Consider the following 21,450-nt stretch of genomic DNA (forward strand, 5'->3'; position numbering starts at 1 on the left):
GCGTTGACACTCTCTTAACCAAACCGGCGGCACGGTCGGATGCCGCCATCGGCGGCGTTCGCCGACGCGACGGGCTCCCCGCCCGGGGGCTCCGCCGTGGCGAGCGCCCCGAGGCTCCGCGTTCATGTGCATTTAGAATACAAAAGGCCATCGCCCGATGACCACAGTGACCAGGATCGGCCCGGAGGTTTCGGTGAGCGCGGCGACGTCCGCGCCCTATCCGTTCGCAAGCGTCGGCCTGGCCGCGTCGGGAAGCGGCTTCCTGCTCGTCTATGGCGAGCAGGAGACCAGCGGATCGGACAGCGTCTGGCGGGTGAAGAGCCAGCTGTTCGACGCGTCCGGCGCCAAGCTCGGGTCGCCGGCGACGATCAGCGGCACGCCGCGTTATGGCGACGAGACCTATCCGGCGGTGGCGGCCCTTGGCGACGGCACCTATGTGGTCGCCTGGCACGGCGACAGCGGCACGGTGCGCAGCGCGCCGGTGGTCGGCGCCGACACCAGCGACTACACGGTCGTCGGCCAGCTGATCGGCACCGGCGGGGCGCCCGCGGGCCAGCCTTTCATCCTCAACACCACCACCGCCAACGCCCAGCTCGGCGCCCGGGTGACCGCCCTTTCGGACGGCAATTTCGTGGCGGTGTGGGACGATCTCGGCGGCGGCGGCAGCTTCGGCACCGACGTGCGCGGGCAGGTCTTCACGCGGGCGGGCGCGAAGGTCGGCGGCGAGTTCCTGCTCGACGGGGGCCGGACGGGCGAGCAGTTCGCCGCCGACGTGGCGGGCCTTCCGGGCGGCGGCTTCGTGGCGGTGTGGGACGACGAGAACCGGACGGCCGTGCAGCGCTTCGCGGCGAACGGCAGCCGGATCGGCGCGGAGGTGGCGGTCTCCACCAACCCCCTCAACCTGACCAGCGACAACCGGGTCGCCACGCTCGCCAACGGCGGCTTCGTGGTGAGCTGGACCGAGGACAGCTGGGGCGCCGGCAGCCTTGGCGTCGCCTCCATGCTGAAGGCGCAGCTGTTCTCCCCGGCCGGCGCCAAATCCGGCGGGGTGATCGACATCGGGCCGAGCGCCACCATGGGCGACCTGGAGATCGCGGGCCTTTCCGGCGGTGGCTTCGTGGCCACCTACTACCGCTACGTTCCGGGCGCGAGCGCGTCGGAAGCCTTCCGGGTGGAAGCGAGGGTGTTCGACGCCGCCGGTCGGCGGATCGGCGACGACGTCGTGCTGGCGCGTCAGGGGGAGGCGCCGGACGTGGACGTGGTCGCCCTTGCGGGCAACCGGTTCGCGGTCTCGTGGGACCGGGAGACGGGCGCGCCCGGCGCCAGCGTGCGCACCCAGGTCCTCGGCCTTTCCGACGGCAGCACCGAACCGCCCGCGCCGCCGCCGCCCGATCCGCCGGTCGTTCCCCCGTCTCCGCCGGAGCCCCCGGTGGTTCCGCCGTCGCCCCCCGATCCGCCGGTGGTGCCGCCGACGCCGCCGGAGCCCGAGCCGCCGGTCAGCACCGACACGTCGTTCGACCGCGCCTTCTATCTCGCCCGGAACCCGGACGTGGCCGCCGCGGGCCTCGACCCGGAGACCCACTACCGGACCTACGGATGGATCGAAGGGCGCGATCCGAACGCCTTCTTCTCGTCGGCCGGCTACATCGCCGCCAATCCGGACGTCCGCGCCGCGCGGCTCAATCCGTTCGACCACTATCTCGACCACGGCTGGCGCGAGGGCCGCGACGCCTCCGCGGCGTTCGACACGACCCTTTATCTCGCCGCCAACCCGGACGTGCGGGGGGCGGGCCTCAACCCGCTCGTCCACTATCTGACCTACGGAGAGGCGGAGGGGCGCGCGGCGTTCGCCGCCGTGGGGCCGCGCATCGACGCCGGCTTCGACGCGGCCTACTACGTGCTCGCCAACCCGTCGGCGACGGCCTTCAAGATGTCCGCCAAGGCCCACTACCAGACGGCGGGCTGGACGGCGGGCCTCGATCCGAACGCCTATCTGGACGTCTCCGCCTACCTGGAGCGCTATCAGGACGTGAAGGCGGCCGGGCTCGATCCGCTCGACCACTACATGCGCTACGGCGCCGCCGAGGGCCGCGACCCGAGCGGCGCGTTCGACACGCGGGCCTATCTGGCGGCCTACACGGACGTCGCCGCCGCCGGCCTCAACCCCTTGCAGCATTTTCTCGAGTACGGCGTGCACGAGGGCCGATCGGCCTTCGGCGACGGCGTTCTCGGCTGACGGAGACACGCCCCGACATGGCCGCCCTGAAGCCGTTCCGGTCCGCCCTCGTCGGGGTCGCGTTCGCCACCGCGCTCATCAACGTGCTCGCCCTCACCGGCTCGCTCTTCATGATGGAGGTCTACGACCGGGTGCTGCCGAGCCGGAGCCTGCCGACGCTGGTGGGGCTCCTGGCCATCGCGGGCGTGCTGTTCGCCTTCCAGGGCCTGCTCGACCTTCTGCGCGGCCGCATGCTGGCGCGGATCGGCGCCGGGGTCGACGAGATCCACGCCAGCCGGCTGATCCGCTCGGTGCTCCGCCTGCCGCTCGCCCCCGGCGGCGACCAGGTCGGCGAGCAGCCGCTCCGCGACCTCGACCAGGTGCGCAGCTTCCTATCCGGCGCCGGACCGGCGGCCCTGTTCGACCTGCCGTGGATCCCCTTCTATCTCGCCATCTGCTTTGCCTTCCACCCGATGATCGGCGGCACGGCGCTTGCCGGCGCGCTGGTGCTCGTTGCCGTCACGGCACTGACCGAATGGCGCGTCCGCGGCCCCGGGCGGCAGGCGGCGGCCGAGGCGGATCACCGCGACCGCATCGTCCGGGACGGCTGCCGCGCCGCCGAGGCGGTGGCGGCGCTCGGCATGGCGGACGCGGTCGCCGACCGCTGGGCGACGGCGAACGGGCGCACCCGCGCGGCCCAACAGCGGACCGCCGACGTGGTGTCCGGCTTCGGCGCGCTCGCACGCGCCGTGCGGGTCGCCCTTCAGGCGCTGGTGCTCGCCGTCGGCGCCGCCCTTGCGATTCGCGGCGAGGTGACCGGCGGCGCCATCATCGCGAGCTCCATCCTGACCGCCCGGGCGCTGGCGCCGGTCGACACGGCGATCGCCCACTGGCGGGGCTTTGCGGCGGCGCGCGCCGGCTGGCGCCGACTTGGCCTGGCGCTGCGGGCCAAGGGGCCGGACCGGGCGCCCATGGCCCTGCCGCCGCCGTGCCGGTCGATCACCGCCGAGGCCGTCACCGCCGGCCCGCCCGGTGCCGACCGGCTGACCGTCATGGACGCCACCTTCCGGCTGGAGGCCGGGCAGGTGGCGGCCGTGCTCGGACCGAGCGGATCGGGCAAGTCCAGCCTTCTCCGCGCCCTCGTCGGGGTCTGGCCGGCTGCCGCCGGCACCGTCCGGCTGGACGGCGCCGCGCTCGACCAGTGGGCGCCCGCCGCCCGCGGCCGGCACGTGGGCTACCTGCCGCAGGACGTGGCCCTGATGGCCGGCACGGTGGCGGAGAACATCGCCCGCTTCGACCCGGACGCGGATCCGGACGCCGTCGTGAAGGCGGCCGCGGCGGCGGGCGCGCACGACCTGATCGTGCGCCTTCCCGACGGCTACGACACCCGCCTCGGCGACGGCGGCAGCGGGCTTTCGGCCGGGCAGCGCCAGCGCATCGGACTGGCGCGGGCGCTCTACCGGGATCCCTTCCTGGTGGTGCTCGACGAGCCCAACGCCAACCTCGACCCGGCGGGCGAGCAGGCGCTCGCCGCCGCCATCGCAGGCGTCAAGGCGCGGGCCGGCATCGTGCTGGTGGCCGCCCACCGGCCGGAGGTGCTGGCCACGGTGGACCTGGTGCTGGTGATGGGCGCCGGCCGCATCCAGGCCTTCGGGCCGCGCGACCAGGTGCTCGGGCTCGCCCGGCCGCTCGCCGGCGTGCCGGCGGAGGCCAGGGGAACCGCCGCCAAGCCGGCGGAAGCCGCGGCGGGCGGCGCGGCGGACCGGAGCGCACCGGCCGGCGGGATCGGGCCGGCCACCACGGAAACGGGGCTCTTCTACCTCAGGATGGCACGGGATGGCTGAGCGGATCATCGAGAGGGCGACGGGGTCTTCCGGAGACCCGGTCGGGGAGCCGGGCGGGGAGGCGCGCGCCTCGCTTCGCCGGCATCTGATGGCGACGGCGCTGACCGGCCTTCTGCTCCTCGGCGGCGTCGGCACCCTGTCGGCCACCACCGAACTTGCCGGCGCCGTGATGGCGCCCGGCGTGCTGGTTGTGGAGACGAGCCGCACGCCGGTGCAGCACCCGACCGGCGGCGTGGTGGAGGCCATCCTGGTGCGCGAGGGCGACCGGGTGACGGCCGGCACCGTGCTGATGCGCCTCGATGCCACCGCCACCCGATCCAACCTCGCCATGGTGGAGGCCGCGCTCCTGGAGGCGGAGACGCGGGCCGCGCGTCTTCGCGCGGAGCGGGACGGGCTCGACCGGCTGGTGCCGTCGCCGGCCCTTCGCGACCGGGCGGACGCGGCGGCGCTGCTCGCCGCCGAGCAGGCGGTGCTCGACTTGGCCGCGCGGGCCCGCGCAGGCCGGCGCGCCCAGCTGGACGAGCGGGTGGCGCAGCTTCACCAGCAGGCGGCCGGGCTTGTGGAGCAGGCGGCCGCCAAGGACCGGGAGATGCACTGGACGCGCGAGGAGCTCGTCGGCGTGCGGGCGCTCACCGACCGCAAGCTGCTGCAGGTCTCCCGCCTGACCGCCCTGGAGCGGACGCTGGCGGCCCTCGAGGGTGCCCGCGCCCAGCTCGTCTCCGCCGAGGCGGAGGTGCGGGGCCGGATCAGCGAGACCCGCCTGCAGATGCTGCAGCTCGACGAGGATGTGCGCAGCGAGGCCGCGGTGGCGCTGCGCGAGGCGGAAGCGCGGATCGCGGAGCTGACCGAGCGCCGGGTCGGGGCCCTCGACGTGCTGAACCGGGTGGAGATCCGCGCGCCTCGCGACGGGCTGGTGCACGAGCTCGCCATCCGGGCGACCGGCGGCGTGGTGGTGGCGGGGCAGATGATCATGAGCCTCGTGCCGGAGGGCGAGGCGCTCGCCGTGGAGGCCCGGATCCGACCGGAGGACATCGACCAGGTCCGCGCCGGGCAGGGCGCGGTGCTGCGCCTCTCGGCCTTCGACCAGCGCACCACGCCGGAGATCGACGGCACCGTGGTGCGGGTGGCCGCCGACCTGACCGGCGATCCGCGCACGGGCGAACAGCACTATGCCGTGCGCATCGAGCCGGACGCCGCGACGCTCGGCCGGACCGGCGTGCGCCTCGTCGCCGGCATGCCGGTGGAGGTGTTCGTGCGCACCGGCGAGCGCACGCTCCTCAGCTATCTGACCAAGCCGTTCGCCGACCACCTTGCCCGCGCCTTCCGGGATGGCTGATACTCCGTCGGCCAAAAGTGTCGGGGCGGATGCCGGCCGGCGCCCGCCCCGGTCGCGCCTTCGATCAGTTGCGCGCCGGCATGCCGAGCTCGACCCGGAAATCGGCGGCGTTGTGCGGATGGCTGGCGTCGACGAAGATGGTGCGGTCGTTCTTGGCCATCAGCACCTCGAAGAAGGGCGCGAAGCGCTGGTCGGTGATGCCGAAGGCGTGCTGGATGCGGCCGATCAGCGCCTGCTCCTCGGGCTCCGCCTCGCCGTCCGACATGGCGCTGTCGATCAGGTTGAGGAGGATGCACATGCGCTGGGCGTCGCTCAGCATGGGCGTCGCGTCGGCGAGAAAGTGATCGATCGGCTTGGTGCGGGCTATGCGGAGCGCCTGGTCGAGCAGCGCCCGGTTGTTGGCGCCGACGCCGATGCCGCCGGACTTGTCCTTGGCGCCGCCGAGGACGCTCAACAGGTGGCCGACCTCCTCGTTGTCCATCTCGCCGTCCGCCGCCATCACGTAGATGAGGCAGGTGGCGAAGGCGAGATGCGGCGTCATCGTCTGACCCTGGTCGGACTTGAAGCGGTCGAAGAGTCCCATGGTTTTCCTCCGGAGGTGTCCGTCGGCGGCCGGGCCGGCCGCTCGGTCCCATATGGGCGGTGGCAAATCCCGCATTGAGGCTGCGACCCCAATGCGCCACATTGGCGGCATCAATGGATGAGATCCCGCCATGGCGCCGCTGCCGTTCGACCTCGACCTGTTGCGCACCTTCCTCGCCATCGTGGACGGCGGCAGCTTCACCCGCGCGGCCGGGCGCGTCGGCCTCACCCAGTCGAGCGTCAGCCTGCAGATCCGTCGGCTGGAGCGCGGGCTCGGCAAGCCGGTGTTCGTGCGCGAAGGGCGGGCGGTGCACCTGACGGCGGAGGGCGAGATGCTGGCGGACGCGGCGCGGCGCATGCTGGCGCTCGCCGACGCCATCCACGCGCGGATCGGCGAGGAGGAGGTGGCCGGCACGGTGCGGCTCGGCACGCCGGAGGACTTCGCCACCGTGCACCTGGCGGACGTGCTGGCGCGGTTCGCCCGCAGCCATCCGCGGGTCGCCCTGGAGGTGCACTGCGACTTCACGGTGAACCTCCTCGACGGCTTCGCCAAGGGCGCTTTCGACCTCATCCTCTTCAAGCGGGAGCCGCAGGGGCGGATGGACGGGCTTCACGTGTGGCAGGAGGTGCTGGAGTGGGTGGCGGCGCCGGACCTCGCGATCCGGGTGGACGACCCGCTGCCGCTGGTGCTGGCGCCGCCGCCGGACGTCTACCGCCGCCGCGCCATCGCGGCGCTCGACGCCGCCGGCCGGCCGTGGCGGATCGCCTTCACGAGCCCCAGCCTCGCCGGCCTGCAGGCGGCGGTCCACGCCGGGCTCGGCGTCACCGTGCTGCCGAGCGAGATGGTGCCGACCGGGCTTTCGCCGGCCGGCGCCGCCCTCGGCCTGCCGGCGCTGCCGCCGACCGAGATCGTGCTCCGCCACGCCTCCGGCGACCCGAGCCGGGCGGCGGCGCGGCTTGCCGACCACATCGTGCAGTCGCTGGAGGCGGCCCGCGCGGCGGCGCCGGCCCAGGCGCCCCGGCGCTGAGGGCGGCGGGGTCGTCCATTGGCGGGCTCAATGCGTGTGGGATGCGGTGAGTAAGACTGCCCGGCCGGCGGCTCAGGCCTCGCCGGTCGCCGTCAGGATGCCGTCGAGGGCGGCCGCGCAGGCCGGGGCGACGTCCGCCACCGCGTCGCGCGGGTCGGTGAGGCCGGTCGCCACCGAGACCGCGGTAGAGACGCCCCACCAGGGATCCGCGAAGGCGCGGTCGACGAGGTCCGGCACGGCGCCGTCGAGGCAAGCGGTGACCTCGCCGATGGCTGCCGCCGGCACCCGCGCGGCGGCGAGCGCCGACGCCACCTCGGCCTTGGCCGGGTCGACCACCAGCATCATGAAGAGCGCGAACAGGAAGTCCTGGATCATCGTCTCGTCCCTTGGCGGCACGGCGGCCGCGGCGGACCTCAGATCGGTGGGATGAAGGCCCGGTTCAAGCCCGCGCCGGGCGGGACGGGACGCCGCGACGGCCGCGGGGTGTCGCGGCTGAGAAAGGGGGGACGGGTGGGGCACGCTCTGTGAGGGGCCTCACAGTCGCCGGGCCGCCGCCGTCGCACTCTGCGGGTACGAGAGGGCACGGCCCGAACACGTCAAGCGCCGCCGCCCCGCACCAGACCCGATGGAGACGAGCCATGAAGATCGAAGAGACCGGCCCCGAGGCGCAGCTCAAGTCCGCTCTCTCCGGCGTCCGCCGGACCCTTTGGGGCGTCAGCGCGATCAGCTGCTTCGGCAACATCCTGATGCTCACCGGCCCGGTGTTCATGATGCTGGTCTACAACAAGGTGCTGGCGTCGAAGAGCATGCCGACCCTCGTGGCGCTCAGCCTCCTGGTGCTGGTGCTCTACACCTTCTACGGCTTCCTGGAGGGCCTGCGCGGCAAGCTGATGGCCCGCGTCGGCATCGCCTTCGACCACCGCCTGGCGCCCGGCCTCTTCAACGCCACGCTCCGCCTGCCGCTGACCTTCGGCCACCAGTCTCGCGAGCACGACCCGCTGCAGGACCTGGCGGTGATCCGCAACTACCTGATGGGCCAGGGCCCGGCCACCCTCCTCGACCTGCCGTGGATCCCGCTCTACTACTCGATCCTCTTCGTCATGCACCCGCTGCTCGGCGCGGCGGCGGCGGCGGGCGCGGCCTTCCTGGTGCTCCTCAGCCTCGTCAACCAGCGCGCCACCCGCGACACCAGCCGCGCCGCCAACCGCGTCCATGCGGCCACCGCGGTGCTCCTCACCGACGCCCGCCGCAACGCCGAAGCCGCCGCCGCCATGAGCATGGGCGACGACCTGTGCAAGCGCTGGGGCACCGGCTACGTGTCGGCCATCGTCCACGCCCGTGACCTCGCCGACCAGGCAAGCGTGTTCGGCGCCATCGCCAAGACCGCCCGCCTGACCCTGCAGTCCGCCATGCTGGCGCTCGGCGCCTTCCTGGTGATCGAGGGCGAACTGTCGGCCGGCGCCATGCTGGCGAGCTCCATCATCCTGGCCCGCGCCCTCGCCCCCATCGACCAGATCATCGGCCAGTGGCGCATGACCTCCGGCGCCTGGGGTGCCCTGAAGCGCCTCCGCGCCCTGGTGGCCCGCCTGCCCAAGACCACCGCCCAGCAGCACGGCATGCCGAAGCCGAAGAGCCAGCTCTCGGTCCGCGACGTGGTCATCGTGCCGCCGGGCGCCGCCCAGGCCACCGTCTCCGGCGTCTCGTTCGAGATCGAGGCGGGCGACGCCCTCGGCATCATCGGGCCGAGCGGCTCGGGCAAGTCCACCCTGATCCGGGCCCTCGTCGGCGCCTGGCCGGTGGCCCGCGGCGAAGTGCGCTTCGACGGCGCCCTGATCGCCCAGTACTCGCCGGAAGCGCTCGCCGATAGCATCGGCCACCTGCCGCAGTCGATCGAACTCTTCGACGGCACCATCGGGGAGAACATCGCCCGCTTCCGCAAGGACGCCAGCACCGACGACATCGTGGCCGCGGCCCGCCTCGCCGGGGTGCACGAGATGGTCCTCGCCTTCCCGAAGGGCTACGACACCCCGGTCGGCGAAGGCGGCGCCATCCTCTCCGGCGGCCAGCGCCAGCGCATCGGCCTGGCCCGGGCGGTGTTCGGCAACCCCTTCCTGGTGGTCCTCGACGAGCCCAACTCCAACCTCGACCCGGTCGGCGAGCAGTCCCTCAACGAGGCCATCCAGCGCCTGCGCCAGGCCGGCAAGATCGTCATCATCGTGGCCCACCGGCCGAGCGCCATCTTCGCCGCCAACAAGATCCTGTCGCTGCGCAACGGCCGCGCCGAGATGTTCGGCCCGAAGGCCCAGGTGCTGACCGCGCTCTTCCCCCGCGCCGGCCAGCCCCACAAGCCGGCTCCGGTCGCCGCCAACCAGGTGGCCAACACCGAGGCGGTGGCCCATCCGGCCTCGGCCGCCGCTCAGGCCAGCCCGGCCGCTCCCCTGCCGGCGGTGGAGATCCTGACCCCGGCGACCGCCGCCGCCCTCGACCGGACGCTCCGCGGCATCGTCGCCAACCTGGACACCACGCGGGCCCGGCGGGCCGAAGGCCAGCCGCTGCGCAAGGCCTGAGCAAACTTCCGGCGAGGCGGCCGCTTCGTGACTTCCGTCACAGTCGCCGCCCCCCGGCGAGCGCATCCTCTCCTCCATCGAAGCCGGTCCGGCGGGAACCTTCGCCGGACCGGCGCAACGCTCTGAAGACCGCCTGCCCGATGGAGGCCGGCGGCTTTGACCCGAGGGGGACGCCATGACCGAATTCGACACCGATCTCGTCGACAACGCCTCGTCGATCCGCCACCTGATGCGCTGGTTCCTGGTCGGCACCGTCATCGTGCTCGGCGGCGTGGGCAGCTGGTCGGCGCTCGCCGAGGTGGACAGCGCCGTCCTGACCAGCGGCACCTTCGCGCCGGCCTCGAACGCCCAGGCGGTGCAGCACCTGGAAGGCGGCGTCGTCGGCGCCATCCTGGTCAAGGAAGGCGACCTGGTTCAGGAGGGGCAGGTGCTGGTCCGGCTCGACGCCGCCAAGGTGATCGCCGAGACCAGCATCGCCGAGCGCCGCCTGGTGGGCCTTGCCGCCGAGAAGGCCCGCCTCGTCGCCGAACGCGACGACCGCGCCACCATCGACATCCCCGAGATGCCGGTGACGACGCCGGAGGCCCGCACGGCGCTCGCCGTCGCGGTGGCGGCCGAGCAGGCCATTCTCACCGAGCGCCGCTTCAGCCGCGAGAGCCAGCTCTCCCAGCTGATCGAGCGGCGCCGCCAGATCGAGATGCAGATCGACGGCCTCAACCAGCGCTTCCGCGCCATCAAGGAGGAGTTCGAGCAGGCGAGCGCCGAGCTCGAAGACCGCCGCTTCCTCGACAAGAAGGGCCTGATCCGCCGGCCGGTGCTGCGCCAGAGCGAGCGCGACGTGAGCCGCCTGCGCGGCGACATCGGCGACACGGAGGCCCGCATCGCCGGCGCCCAGTCGCAGCTGGTGGAGACGGAGCTGAAGATCACCGAACACGGCCGCAGCGTCCACGGCGAGGTGCTGACCCGCCTCAACGCCGTGGAGGCCCTGCTCGCCGAGGCGGCCGAGCAGGCGCTTGCCGCCCGCGACCGGCTGACCCGCCTGGAGATCCGGGCGCCGCGCACCGGCCGGGTACACCAGCTCGCCATCCACACGGTCGGCGGCGTGGTGAGCTCCGGCCAGACGGTGATGAGCATCATCCCGAGCTCCGACCCGCTGGTGGTGAGCGCCCGCATCCCGGCCAACGAGATCGACCAGGTGCACCTCGGCCAGGCCGCCACGGTGATGATCAACTCCTTCAAGCTGCCGGTGGTGATGGAACTGGACGGGACCGTCTCCAACCTCTCGCCCGACCGGGTGGTGGACAACCGGACCGGCCAGAGCTTCTTCGAGGTGACCATCGCCATCGCGCCCGGCGAACGGGACAAGCTTGAGGGCAAGGAGCTGACGCCGGGCCTGCCGGCGGAGGTGATGATCCTCGGCGAGCGCCGCCGGGTGATCACCTACCTGACGCAGCCGCTGACCGAGAAGATCGAGCTCGCCTTCCGCGAGAAGTGAGCGGCGCCGGCGGGGCGGGCGAGGTCCCGCGCCGCCGGTGGTGGATGCGAGCGCGGCGATGGATGCGGGTCTGGCCGGCGGGCGGGGGTTTCCCTCGCGCCGCCGGTCTGCTTTTGCACGGGACCATCTCGAGGGGAACCTTAGGTATCTCAACGTCATCCCGACGGACGTCGGGATCCAGCCGACGGCGGGGGAGGTCCGAACCGGGGCGGGTTCGGCCGTGGACGGTTGGGCCCCGGCGTTCGCCGGGGTGACGACCTGCATGAACGGGGGCTTGCCAGGATGGGAACGGGCGGCTCCCGGCGGCAAGCAGGGGCGGGGGGCATCACGCCGTCGAGTATGGGCTTCCGCCGAGCGGCGGGATCCCTGTGTGACGGCGCACACAGATCGGCGGGGCTGTCGGCGCGATGATCGTTTCAACAGGAGACGGTCCGATGCGCAGCCTTCCCATTCTCACCCTCACCCTCGCCCTTTGCGCCCTCTCGATGATCGACAACGGCAAGCCGCCGAAGATCCCACTGTTCCAGCACAAGGAGGTGGTTTCGATCTCCTGCGAGTACCGGCCGGACGGGGAGGTCTGACCGGGACCGGCGCGCCGGCCCTTTCGTCGCGTCAACCCGCATCCGTCTTCGTCTCCTGCCTGAACGCGACGAGGCCCGCCATCCCGGCGGGCCTCGTGCGTTTTCCGGCGATCGCGATAGCCGGCCGGGTCGGCGGCGCCGGCGTCAGGTGCCGGCGGAGATCACCCCGCAGGCGATGCGGTCGCCGGAGGCGCCGGCCGGGTCGGTGCGGTAGTCGTCGGGCCCTGCGTGGACCACCAGGGCGGCGCCGTCGTCGTCGAGCGCGGCGGTCTCGCCGTTGTTGAGGGTGAGGCCGGGGGCCAGCACCTCCACGGCGGCGGTGCCGTCCTCAAGGGCCGTGATGTTCGGGATGTCGCCCGCGTGGTGGCCGCCCTCCACGTGGAAGCCGTGCGCCTTGTCGGTCGGGTTGAAGTGACCGCCGGCCGACGTGAACGGCGGCTCGCAGACGCCGACCGCGTGCACGTGGAAGCCATGCGGGCCGGGCGGCAGGTCGCTGAGCGTGCCGGTGACGAGGACGCCGTGGGGGGTCTCGGTGAGGGTCAGCGTGCCGTGCGAGGCGCCGTCGGCGCCCGTGATGGCGGCCGAGGCGGTGTCGCCGGGCGCGGCGCCGGCGGCCACCGGCCAGAGGGCTGCACCGAGCGCGGCGGCGAGCAGGGTCTGTCTCATGGGCTCACTCCTTTTCAAGGTTGGGTCGGGCCGGCTGTCGTCCGGTCCCGACCGGGGGGAAACGCGTCAAGGCCGAAAGGGCTGCGGTAAAAACAAGGAAAGACCCTGTTCGGCACCCGAGGCGGATCGGCAAGATCGCCGAAAACACATAGAAGGACTCGATTGTGTTCCGCCCGGCAGGCACACTGTCCGGATGGCGAACGGTGGCGGAAGGGCGGGAGCGGTGACCAAGATTTCCCCATTGGTGGCGGCACTTTCGACGAACGACTTCTTCTCCGGCCTCGGCCCGGAGATCATCCAGATCATCGCGGACCTTTGCGTGACCCAGTCGCTCGCCGACGGCGAGACGCTGTTCCTGAAGGGCGACCCGGGCGACGCGCTCTACTGCGTGCGGCGCGGCCGGGTGCTGATCATGGCGAGCACGGCGAGCGGCAAGCAGCTGATCCTCAACGTGCTCGGCTCCGGCGACGTGTTCGGCGAGATCGCGCTCCTCGACGGCCGGTCGCGCACCGCGGACGCCATGGCGTCGGGCCCGACCGAGCTCCTGATGATCACCCGCGCCGACTTCAAGGATCTCTTGCGCCGCCAGCCGGAGATCGCCGTGCGGCTGATCGAATTGCTCTGCGCCCGGCTGCGCTGGACGAGCGACCGTATGGAGGAGGCCTCGCTGCTGGCGCTGCCGCCGCGGCTCGCCCGGCGGCTCCTGAAGCTGGCGGAGGATTTCGGCGACGAGATCGAGATCTCCCAGGAGGAGCTCAGCATCCTGGTCGGCTCCGCCCGCGAGACGGTGAACCGGCAGCTGCAGGTGTGGCGCCGCAGCGGGGCGGTGGAACTCGGCCGCAGCCGGATCCGCATCGTCGATCGCGCCCAGATCGTGCGGGAGGCGGGCCAGGGCGAGCGGGACGACTGAGCGAGCCCGCCGGCGCATCCGGAATCGGCCGTGCTGGCGGATCAGTGGAGGGCGCGCCGGATAATGGCGCTCTCGGCCTCGGCGCGGGCGCGAAGCTGCCCCGCCGACAGGCCCTCGTCGGCGAACTGGCGGCTCAGCATGCGGTAGTCGGCCTCGGCGCGGGCGACATCGCGGCGGCAGTCCTCCGGCCGCTCCCCGGCGCCGCAGAGCGTGGACGCGGGCGATCCGTCCCGGAGCGCCTCGGCGACCGCGCAGCGCTCGGCCGAAGCGGCGAGTTCGGCGAAGCGGAAGGCCACGGCCGCGGTACGGAAAAGGGTGGCGGCGTCCGGGTCGATTTCGCCGGTCTCAAGGTCGCGCATGCGGACGAGGTAGCCCTCGGCCTGTTGCAGCACTTCGTAGACATAAAGCTGTCCGGCGGTTTCGGCGACGAGCATGGCAGCCTCCTCGGGCGTTTGTCCTCAATGCCCTGGAGCTTGCCCGCCCGGCGCCCGCCGGTCCGTGCGGCGGGTCACAGAACCCGCCGCGCCGGCCGGTTCACTCTCCGGTCGCCAGCAGCGCATCGTACTGATCCGGCGTCAGATAGCCGGTCACCGCGGCGCCGCGGCCCTTCTGGAACCCCATGATGGCCTCGCGGGTCAGCGGACCCATGATGCTGTCGATCGGACCGGTGTAGAGGCTCATGTCGCGCAACTTCTCCTGGATCAGCTGGCGCTGCCGCCGACCGAGGTCGCGCTCGTCCATCGGCTCCGCCGAAACGGTGCCGGTGGTGTCGTCCGGAGTCGCGACGGCGACCTCCGCTTCCGCCTCCGCCTTGGTGCGCTCGGCCTCGGCGAGGGCGCGCTGCGCGTCGGCCTGGGCCTTGCGGGCGTCGGCCTGCGCCTTCTCCGCGTCGGCCTGGGCCTTGGCGGCCTCGGCCTGCGCCTTCAGCACATCCGCCTGGGCCTTCTCGGCGGCAAGCCGCGCCTCGTCGGCCCGCTGCCGCTCCAGGGCGATGGCCTCCTCGGCCTCTTCCAGGGCAAGCCGGTCGGCCGAAGCGTCCTCGCTCGCGCCGCGGGCGACCGTTTCGGGCACGACCGGCGCGACGGCGACCGGCTGCGGCGGCGGGTCGGCCGGGCGGCGGAGCGGCATGTCGGCCGCAGTCCCGACCACGAGGGCCCGGCCGCCGTCCTCCAGCGCGCCGAGGAGGTCCTTCAGGGTCGGGTCCGATCCGGCAAGCACCGCAAGGGCGGCGTCGGCGGCCTGGGCGCTCGCCGTGTCGATCTGCGACACCGGCACCGAGCTTGCCGTCGACAGGGCCACCACCGTGCCGGCCGGCGCCTCGCCGGTGATGGTCGGGCGCGGGTCGAGGCCGGCGACCGGCGCGCGGAAGCGCGGCTGCGACACGAAGAAGAACACCCCGCCCGCCTTCGCCCGCCCGGTGATCTGCGTGATGCTGCCGAGCGAGAGCGCGCGCGACAAAAGGTCCGTGGGCCGGCCGATGTCGGTGTTGGCCGGCAGGAAGAAGGTCTGGCCCGACCAGGTGATGCCGTGCCCGGCGAGGACCACGATGGCAAGGTCCGCCTCGCCGACCGCATCGGAGAATTCGCGCAGCCGCGCCCGCGCCGTCGCGTTGGTCGGATTGGCGGCCATCACCACGTCGAAATCCAGCCGTTCCAGCGCCTCCGCGATGGCGGCGGCGCGCTTGACGCCGATGCCGGAGGGCTGGGCCGCGGCGTATTCCTCCGCGGCCATCACCAGGGCGACCCGCCCCGCCGCGGCGGCCGGACCGGAAAGGGCGGCAAGCAACGCGAGTGCAAGCAGAACCGCCCCCGAACGGCGGACCCGTCCAGTAATCATCATCAAAATGGATGAGAAAAATAGGTGAAGTTCACGCGCGGACTGCAGAGCCCGTAACGGGGCGAAATTCATGGCGGCCCTCCCATCAATGGGTTAGAATGTTTTAATGCAGTCCGCGGTTCACGCCAACCATATCGCTCGTTGGAGGATTTCATGGGCTTGCGGCTGAAGTTCAACGTTGTTCTTATCGTCTGCTACCTGCTTGGTCTAGGCGTATCGGTCGTCCCGTTCTACTACATATCCAGACAGGAAGTGATAGAACAGCTGCAGTCACAGATCGCTGTGCTGCGGGCACAGGCGTTGTCCATTCGCAAATATACTTCTGAGGAGGTGCAGCCGTTGCTGGCGGACTTCTCGTCCGTGCAGTTCCTGCCACAGACGGTGCCGTCGTTCTCGGCGCAGACGGCGTTCCGGAATTTCCGGGAATACTATCCGGAGTTCTTCTACAAGGAAGCCGCGCTCAACCCCACCAATCCGGCGGACCTTGCCGAGGAGTGGGAGCGCGAACTGATCGAGACCCTGCGCGCCGACCCCAGCCTGACCCGCGACGTGCGGATCCGTGAGACCGAGCGGGGCGATCACTACACGGTGGCCTACCCGCTGACGATCCGCTCGGAATCCTGCCTGGAGTGCCACTCGACGCCGGACCGCGCCCCCGCCTCCATGGTGGCGCTCTACGGCCCGAAGAACGGCTTCGGCTGGCAGTTGAATGAGACCATCGGGGCGCAGATCTTCTCCGTCCCCATGAGCATCGCCGAGGAGCGGATCTGGCGGAACCTCGCCCTTTTCGTCGGCACGGCGAGCGCCATCTTCTTCGTGCTCCTCCTCCTCCTCAACATCCTCCTCAACCGGCTCGTGATCAGCCCGGTGCTCAGGATGGCCAAGGCGGCGGAGGCGGTGAGCATGGGGGACACGTCGGTGCCGGAGTTCGAGCACACCGGCAAGGACGAGATCGCCTCGCTGTCCCGGTCGTTCAACCGCATGCGCCGGAGCCTGGACAGCGCCATGAAGATGCTGGAGGCGTGACGGGCGGACCGCCGCCCGGCCAGCCGAGGATACCAAGCCCGTCAAGTCCCGACCTGTCGGGCCGCGACGGGCGCAGGCAAGCCCGACCGGCCGCCGGCCGGTCGGGCCATCCCATGAGTCGGGTGTGAGAAGAGGACCGGATGGTTTCAGGCGGCGAGAAGAGGGGCGCGGGCGGCGCCCCTCCGGCACACGGGGAGGGAGCGCCGACACGGGTCGGCAAGTACCGCGTCGATCACGTGATCGGTCGCGGCGCCGTCGGCGTGGTCTACAAGGGCTATGACGAGCACATCGACCGGCCGCTCGCCATCAAGACGCTCAGGCCGGAATTCCTCGCCGGCATCGGCGAGAACGACGACCTGCTGCGCCGCTTCGCCGTGGAGGCCCGTTCGGCCGGGCGCTGCCTGCACCCGAACATCGTCACCGTGTTCGACTTCGTCGAGCAGGACGGCGCCCCCTACATCGTCATGGAGTATGTGAACGCCGGCACGCTCGACAACGTGCTGAAGCGCGGCGCCCTGCCGCCCGTGCGGCAGGTGGGCGAGATCATGGCCCAGCTCCTGTTCGCCCTCGGTTACGCCCACTCCAAGGGGGTCATCCACCGGGACGTGAAGCCGGCCAACATCCTCTGTCCGTCGGCCTCGTCGATCAAGGTGTCGGACTTCGGCGTCGCCCACCTGGAGACCCTGGAGCTGACCCGGCCCGGCTACGGCGGCCCGGTGGGCACGCCCAACTACATGGCCCCGGAGCGATTCCTCGGCCGTCCGGCGGACGCGCGCTCGGATCTCTTCTCCGCCGGCATCATCCTCTTCCAGCTCCTCACCGGGGCCAAGCCGTTCGTGGCGAGCGACCTTGCCGAACTGCTGCGCCTCCTGATGGATACCTCGCCGCCGTCGGTGCGCTCGTTCCGGCCGGAGCTCTGGCCGGAGCTCGACGCGGTGGTGCAGCGCTCGCTCGCCCGCAACCCGGACGACCGCTTCCAGTCTGCCGACCTTTTCATCGACGCTCTCAACCAGGCGATCGAGCAGCGCCCGCCCGACAACGGCGCGCCGCTGGACCTCACCGCCCTGTCGCACCAGCCGGCTCGGGAAAGCGCCGGCACCACCCGCCAGGCGCTCAACCAGACCATGGCGGACGTGCTGGCACCCGACACGATCGACGCGCTCAGCAAGACGCTCGCCCGCTTCCTCGGGCCGATCGCCCGGCTGGTGGTCAAGAAGGCCTCCACCCAGGCGAGCGACATGGACACCTTCATCGATCTCCTCCACCGGGAGATCAAGCAGGACACCGACGCGGCGGCGTTCCGCGCGGCGGCCGGTCGGGTGCTGCAGGTGGCGCCGGTGTTCGCCACCACCGGCCCGGTGATGAAGGTGGTGTCCGACGCGGAGATCAAGGCGGTGACCGGCATGCTGCTGCCGCTGGTCGGCCCGGTCGCCTCCGTGCTCGTCACCCGCCAGGCCGAGAAGGCCGTCGGACGGGAAGACTTCTACCGCCGCCTTGCCGAGTTCATCCCCAGCGAGCAAGATAGGGCCTCGTTCCTCGCCCTTCGTACGAAACTCGGCGGCCGCGAAGGCGCCTGACCGGCCCGCCCGGCGGACATCACCCATGAGCAACGCGCCGTCCCCCCCTTTCGAGAGCGGTCCGCGGCGGCGTCGCCTGCGAGCCGTGATGGCGGCCGACGTGGCGAACTTCGGCGGGCTCGTCTCGGTGGACGAGACCAGCACCCTGGAGGCGCTGTGGACCACCCGCCGGATCGCCCGCGAACAGCTGGCGGTGCACGGCGGCTGGCTGTTCGGCCTGCCCGGCGACGGCATCTTCGCGCTGTTCGAGAGCGCGGTGGACGCGGTGCGCTGCGCCCTCGACACCCAGGTGCGCCTCGCCGCCGCCCCGGGCCTCGACGCGCTCCGTCTCCGGGTCGGCGTGCATCTCGGCGAGGTGCTGTTCCAGGACGACCTGCCGTTCGGCGAGGCCCTGGTGATCGCGGCCCGCCTGGAAAGCCTCGCCGAGCCCGGCGGCATCCTGATCTCCTCCGCCGTCATGGAGGCGGTGGCGCCGCGCATCAGCGCCGATTTCGCCGAGCGGGGCGTGATCAGCCTGAAGCACAGCCCGCGCCGGGTCGCGACCTTCAGCGTGGCGGTGCCGCGCGCCGACGACCGCGCCGACCGCGGCGGCAACGGGCGATCCGGCGGCGAGGCCGCGGGCGACGCCCTCGACCACACCATGGCGCCCGCCCGCCGCGGCCGCGGGCCGGAGACGGCCGGCGATCCGCCGGTCCGGTCGGACGCCGAGCGGATGGCGACACCGCCGGAGGGGGCCGCGCCACCCCCGACGGCTGGCGGGCGAACCGACGCCGCCACCGGCCCGCCGCAGGGCGCCTCAGCGGGCGCGACCTTCGCGCCGCCGTCCGGCGAGCGCCTGTCGGCCCCGACCCCGTTCCGGGACGACATATCGTCGACGGACGCACCGGGCGATGTGTTCGACGCCGCGCCGCGCCGCGCGCCGTCACCGCTGCCGGCCCTGCCGCCCATGGTGGCCCCGATCCCGACGCCGCCGAGGGCGACCGCGGCCATGCCAACGGCGGCGGCGTCGCCCGTGACCTTGCCGCCCGTGACCTTGCCGCCCGTGACCCTGGCGCCCGTGACCCTGCCTCAGGTGGCGGTGCCGCCGGTGATCGTGTCGCCCCTGGCCGCGCCGCCCGATGACCTGCCGCCCGCGAACGCGCTGCACGTGAACGCGCCGACCGCGTCCGAGCCGGCCACCATCGCCGCCTCGCCGCCGGCGCCGGTGCTGTCCCTGCCGATCGCCACGCCGCTGGTGGTGCCCGATCTGCCGCCGCGGCCGCTCGGCGACACGACGGTGACCGACACCACCATGACGTCCGCCGTGCCGATCGATCTCGCCCGCGCGGCCCGCCTTCTGCCGGACGACTGCGTGGAGGACCTCATCCAGGCGCTCACGCTCCATATCGGCCCGGTCGCCCGCATGCTGGTGCGCCGGCACGCTGGCCGGATCGCCGATCCGGATCTCCTCGTCGACACCCTGGCGGCCGAGATCCCGGCCGCCGCCGAGCGGCCGCAGTTTCTGCTGAAGGCCCGCCGGATCGTACGCCGGACGCGCGCCTGAGGCCGGCGCGGCGCCGGCCCGCCGGCCCGGTGTGACGGCCGTCACGGATCCCCACCCCTTCCGCCTGCTAGCACCGGACGGACCGCCCCTGCCGCGGGGTCCGGCGCGTGGTGCGCCGGGCGCGGCGGGGCGGCGGAAGGATCGACAGCCATGCTCAGCAAGTTCTTCGGCAGCGGTCGCGGCGTCGACCGGCCGGACCAACCAGACCAGCCGGACAGGCCCGACCACGAGCCCGGCTTCGGCCGGCACGGCAACGGCAACGACAGCCCCGCCGACGGCGGCCCCAAGGCCGAACCGGTGGCCGGCAAGGGTGCCGAGACCCCCGGCCAGCCCGCCGGGGACCAGGGCTTCGGCGGCCAGCCGGGCGGGAGCCAAGGAGTGGGCCAGCCGGCGCCCGGGATCACCGATGGCCCGGCGTTCGCCGGACCGGCGGCGGGATCGTCGGCCGGTGCAGGCTATCCCACGGACTTCGGCGGCGGATCGGGCGGCTACGGCGCGCCGCCGGCGAACGACCTCGGCTGGGACGAGGCGGCCTTCGACGAGGCCGGCGGGTTCGAGGCGGTGCTCGGCGACGTGCTCCTGGAATGGCTCTCCGGCACCGGCGACGATCGTCCGGCCATCACGGTCAACATCGACACGATCGACATCGACCTCTTCAACATCGTCCAGAACACCCTGGTGCAGAACACCCAGGTGCTGTTCGACGCCTCCGGCGGCGGGAGCGTTTCGGTCGGCGGCGACGTGACGGCCTTCGGCGTCCAGGAGGCGCTGGTGGCCGACGCGGGCGGCTTCCTGCCGTTCTGATCCGGTTCCCCGGGAGGCCATCGGAAAAGGCCCGGCGCCGTCCGCAAGGACTGCGCCGGGCCTTTCTGTTGCCGGCGCCCCTCTCCGCTGCCCGCGCGCTTGGCCGCGCGCAAAAAAAAACCCTCCCCGGGACGGGGAGGGCGAGGGGCTGTCCGAGGGGGAGGACAGGAGGGAGAGGGGGAACAGGAGGGGAGGGAGGAAAAAAGGGGTCTGACGAACGAGAGGGGAGGGAGAAAGAAAAAGGTCAGGGAGAGGGGAAAAGGGATTGGGGCGGAAGGGGTGGAGGGAGAAGGCGAAGAGGGGAGGGGAGAGCGGCGCCGGGGCGCCGCTCCGTCCCGGCCTCGATCAGGCGACCCCGAAGAGGTCGAAGTCACCGATCGACTGGGTGGCCTGGGCGAGGACGTCGCCTTCGATGCTGTTGAAGGCACCGTTGCCGACCACCGTGGTCGCCGTGTTGACGCCGATGTTGATGTTGATGTCGCCGACGAGCGGGCCACCGAAGAAGTCGCCGAAGCCGAACTCGGCATCGCCCACCTGCTGGTCGGCGACGGCGGCGACATCGCCACCGATGGTGTTGCCGAGGCCGTTCGCGGCGTTCACGTCGGCGGTGTTGAGGCCCTGGTTGAGGTCGGCGCCGAAGGAGGCGAGCCACGGATCGATCATGATGGTTTTCCTTTGCGTGAGGTTGAGGTCAGTGGGTTGGTCTGGTCTGTCCCGCCGGCTTTGGACTTTCCGTCCGGCGATGAGTGGATCCTGCCTGACGCCCGGCCCGCCGGCTGTGAGCGCCGTCACACAGCCGAAAACGACACGAAAAAACCCGCCGCGGCCTTTCGGGCGCGGCGGGTTCCGGCGTCATGGTTAGATCCCGGCGGCGCGGGCCGGGCGTGGCGGCGCCTACTTGGCGCGGGCGCTGCCGGCGGCGCGCTTCGGCTGGTCCTCGCCGGTGCCCATGGCGTTGATCGAGCCGGCGATCTGGGAGAGAAGCTCGTCGGTCTTCTTCTCCTCCTGGAGCGTCTCGTCGAGGAGCGAAGCCGCCTCGTCGTGGCCGAGCTGGCTCGCCCAGGTCTTCAGGGTGCCGTAGCGGGCAATCTCGTAGTGCTCGATCGCCTGGGCGGAGCCGATCAGCACCGCGTCGGCGGCCGGCGAGCCCTCGAAGTCCTCCAGGTCCTCCTGCATCTCGGCCGTGAGGCCCTGCATGGCTTCGCAGGTCTTGGAGCGGGAAGGCTTGCCGATGATCTCGAACACCTTCTCGAGTCGTTCGACCTGGCCCTGACTTTCCTCGGCGTGCGTCTGGAACGCAGCCTTCAAGTCCTCGGACTGAGCCGACTTGGCAGACTTCTTCAGCGCGCGGACCGAGTTCTTTTCCGCATAGTAGACGTCCTTCAGGGTTTCGTAGAAGGCATCTTCCAGGGTCTTTGTCTTGGTGGCCATTCGTCTCTC

Annotated in this window: 19 protein-coding genes; 12 read left to right on the plus strand and 7 right to left on the minus strand. The window is 72.2% G+C overall.

Annotation, left to right across the window (positions count from 1 at the left end):
• The first annotated feature begins 157 nt into the window (after nucleotides 1–157).
• From BUQ68_RS22885 to BUQ68_RS13370, 3 genes are read left to right on the plus strand one after another with little or no spacing between them, the layout of a single operon-like run.
• Nucleotides 158–2,236, plus strand: a complete 2,079-nt coding sequence (locus tag BUQ68_RS22885) for a hypothetical protein (protein WP_083656555.1) — start codon at nucleotides 158–160, stop codon at nucleotides 2,234–2,236.
• A 17-nt stretch (nucleotides 2,237–2,253) separates the two neighbouring features.
• Nucleotides 2,254–4,059 (plus strand): type I secretion system permease/ATPase, encoded by a 1,806-nt coding sequence (locus BUQ68_RS13365; protein ID WP_075216481.1) that lies wholly within the window; start codon nucleotides 2,254–2,256, stop codon nucleotides 4,057–4,059.
• A complete protein-coding gene (locus tag BUQ68_RS13370; RefSeq protein WP_083656556.1) occupies nucleotides 4,052–5,395 on the plus strand; it encodes an HlyD family type I secretion periplasmic adaptor subunit in 1,344 nt (447 codons plus the stop codon). The genes BUQ68_RS13365 and BUQ68_RS13370 overlap by 8 nt, the downstream gene beginning before the upstream one ends.
• 64 nt (nucleotides 5,396–5,459) lie before the next feature.
• On the opposite strand, the gene BUQ68_RS13375 is transcribed toward BUQ68_RS13370, so the two are convergent.
• Nucleotides 5,460–5,978 (minus strand): tellurite resistance TerB family protein, encoded by a 519-nt coding sequence (locus BUQ68_RS13375; RefSeq protein WP_075216482.1) that lies wholly within the window; start codon nucleotides 5,976–5,978, stop codon nucleotides 5,460–5,462.
• Nucleotides 5,979–6,108: 130 nt separating this feature from the next.
• On the opposite strand from BUQ68_RS13375, the gene BUQ68_RS13380 reads away from it, so the two are divergent.
• Nucleotides 6,109–7,005 carry a LysR substrate-binding domain-containing protein gene (locus tag BUQ68_RS13380; protein ID WP_075216483.1) on the plus strand — a complete coding sequence of 299 codons (897 nt, stop codon included), beginning with the start codon at nucleotides 6,109–6,111 and terminating at the stop codon, nucleotides 7,003–7,005.
• A 72-nt stretch (nucleotides 7,006–7,077) separates the two neighbouring features.
• On the opposite strand, the gene BUQ68_RS13385 is transcribed toward BUQ68_RS13380, so the two are convergent.
• Nucleotides 7,078–7,380 carry a hypothetical protein gene (locus BUQ68_RS13385; RefSeq protein ID WP_075216484.1) on the minus strand — a complete coding sequence of 101 codons (303 nt, stop codon included), beginning with the start codon at nucleotides 7,378–7,380 and terminating at the stop codon, nucleotides 7,078–7,080.
• Nucleotides 7,381–7,643: 263 nt separating this feature from the next.
• Between BUQ68_RS13385 and BUQ68_RS13390 the strand changes: the two genes are divergently transcribed.
• The 3 genes from BUQ68_RS13390 to BUQ68_RS23770 all read left to right on the plus strand — a co-directional run bounded on the left by BUQ68_RS13390 (nucleotide 7,644) and on the right by BUQ68_RS23770 (nucleotide 11,648).
• On the plus strand, nucleotides 7,644–9,572 hold the full coding sequence (locus BUQ68_RS13390) for a type I secretion system permease/ATPase (protein WP_075216485.1): 1,929 nt from the start codon (nucleotides 7,644–7,646) through the stop codon (nucleotides 9,570–9,572).
• A gap of 175 nt (nucleotides 9,573–9,747) precedes the next feature.
• A complete protein-coding gene (locus BUQ68_RS13395; protein WP_075216486.1) occupies nucleotides 9,748–11,067 on the plus strand; it encodes an HlyD family type I secretion periplasmic adaptor subunit in 1,320 nt (439 codons plus the stop codon).
• A gap of 434 nt (nucleotides 11,068–11,501) precedes the next feature.
• Nucleotides 11,502–11,648, plus strand: coding sequence for a hypothetical protein (locus BUQ68_RS23770; protein ID WP_175577813.1), 147 nt, complete (start codon nucleotides 11,502–11,504; stop codon nucleotides 11,646–11,648).
• A gap of 144 nt (nucleotides 11,649–11,792) precedes the next feature.
• On the opposite strand, the gene BUQ68_RS13400 is transcribed toward BUQ68_RS23770, so the two are convergent.
• Nucleotides 11,793–12,314, minus strand: coding sequence for a superoxide dismutase family protein (locus BUQ68_RS13400; RefSeq protein WP_075216487.1), 522 nt, complete (start codon nucleotides 12,312–12,314; stop codon nucleotides 11,793–11,795).
• 223 nt (nucleotides 12,315–12,537) lie between these two features.
• Here BUQ68_RS13400 and BUQ68_RS13405 point away from each other — a divergent pair, with 223 nt between their 5' ends.
• Complete coding sequence (locus BUQ68_RS13405; protein WP_075216488.1) at nucleotides 12,538–13,224, plus strand: Crp/Fnr family transcriptional regulator; 687 nt, start codon at nucleotides 12,538–12,540, stop codon at nucleotides 13,222–13,224.
• A 41-nt stretch (nucleotides 13,225–13,265) separates the two neighbouring features.
• Here the strand turns inward: BUQ68_RS13405 and BUQ68_RS13410 are convergent, their stop codons facing one another.
• Together BUQ68_RS13410 and BUQ68_RS24440 are read right to left on the minus strand one after the other, a co-directional pair.
• A complete protein-coding gene (locus BUQ68_RS13410) occupies nucleotides 13,266–13,658 on the minus strand; it encodes a hypothetical protein (protein ID WP_075216489.1) in 393 nt (130 codons plus the stop codon).
• Nucleotides 13,659–13,758: 100 nt separating this feature from the next.
• Nucleotides 13,759–15,009: a peptidoglycan-binding protein gene (locus BUQ68_RS24440; RefSeq protein WP_075216490.1), complete on the minus strand. Its 1,251-nt coding sequence runs from the start codon at nucleotides 15,007–15,009 to the stop codon at nucleotides 13,759–13,761.
• Between the two features lie 204 nt (nucleotides 15,010–15,213).
• On the opposite strand from BUQ68_RS24440, the gene BUQ68_RS13420 reads away from it, so the two are divergent.
• From BUQ68_RS13420 to BUQ68_RS13435, 4 genes are all read left to right on the plus strand, one after another.
• Nucleotides 15,214–16,086: a c-type heme family protein gene (locus tag BUQ68_RS13420; RefSeq protein ID WP_075216491.1), complete on the plus strand. Its 873-nt coding sequence runs from the start codon at nucleotides 15,214–15,216 to the stop codon at nucleotides 16,084–16,086.
• Between the two features lie 140 nt (nucleotides 16,087–16,226).
• Complete coding sequence (locus BUQ68_RS13425; RefSeq protein WP_083656559.1) at nucleotides 16,227–17,663, plus strand: serine/threonine-protein kinase; 1,437 nt, start codon at nucleotides 16,227–16,229, stop codon at nucleotides 17,661–17,663.
• Nucleotides 17,664–17,751: 88 nt separating this feature from the next.
• Nucleotides 17,752–19,206, plus strand: a complete 1,455-nt coding sequence (locus BUQ68_RS13430; protein ID WP_075216493.1) for a DUF8082 domain-containing protein — start codon at nucleotides 17,752–17,754, stop codon at nucleotides 19,204–19,206.
• A gap of 150 nt (nucleotides 19,207–19,356) precedes the next feature.
• Nucleotides 19,357–20,010 (plus strand): hypothetical protein, encoded by a 654-nt coding sequence (locus BUQ68_RS13435; protein ID WP_075216494.1) that lies wholly within the window; start codon nucleotides 19,357–19,359, stop codon nucleotides 20,008–20,010.
• 345 nt (nucleotides 20,011–20,355) lie between these two features.
• On the opposite strand, the gene BUQ68_RS13440 is transcribed toward BUQ68_RS13435, so the two are convergent.
• Together BUQ68_RS13440 and BUQ68_RS13445 are read right to left on the minus strand one after the other, a co-directional pair.
• Nucleotides 20,356–20,673, minus strand: a complete 318-nt coding sequence (locus tag BUQ68_RS13440) for a hypothetical protein (protein ID WP_075216495.1) — start codon at nucleotides 20,671–20,673, stop codon at nucleotides 20,356–20,358.
• Nucleotides 20,674–20,904: 231 nt separating this feature from the next.
• Nucleotides 20,905–21,441: a YciE/YciF ferroxidase family protein gene (locus tag BUQ68_RS13445; protein ID WP_075216496.1), complete on the minus strand. Its 537-nt coding sequence runs from the start codon at nucleotides 21,439–21,441 to the stop codon at nucleotides 20,905–20,907.
• Nucleotides 21,442–21,450 lie beyond the last annotated feature (9 nt).

Source organism: Mongoliimonas terrestris (assembly GCF_001927285.1).
Taxonomy (GTDB): domain Bacteria; phylum Pseudomonadota; class Alphaproteobacteria; order Rhizobiales; family Pleomorphomonadaceae; genus Chthonobacter; species Chthonobacter terrestris.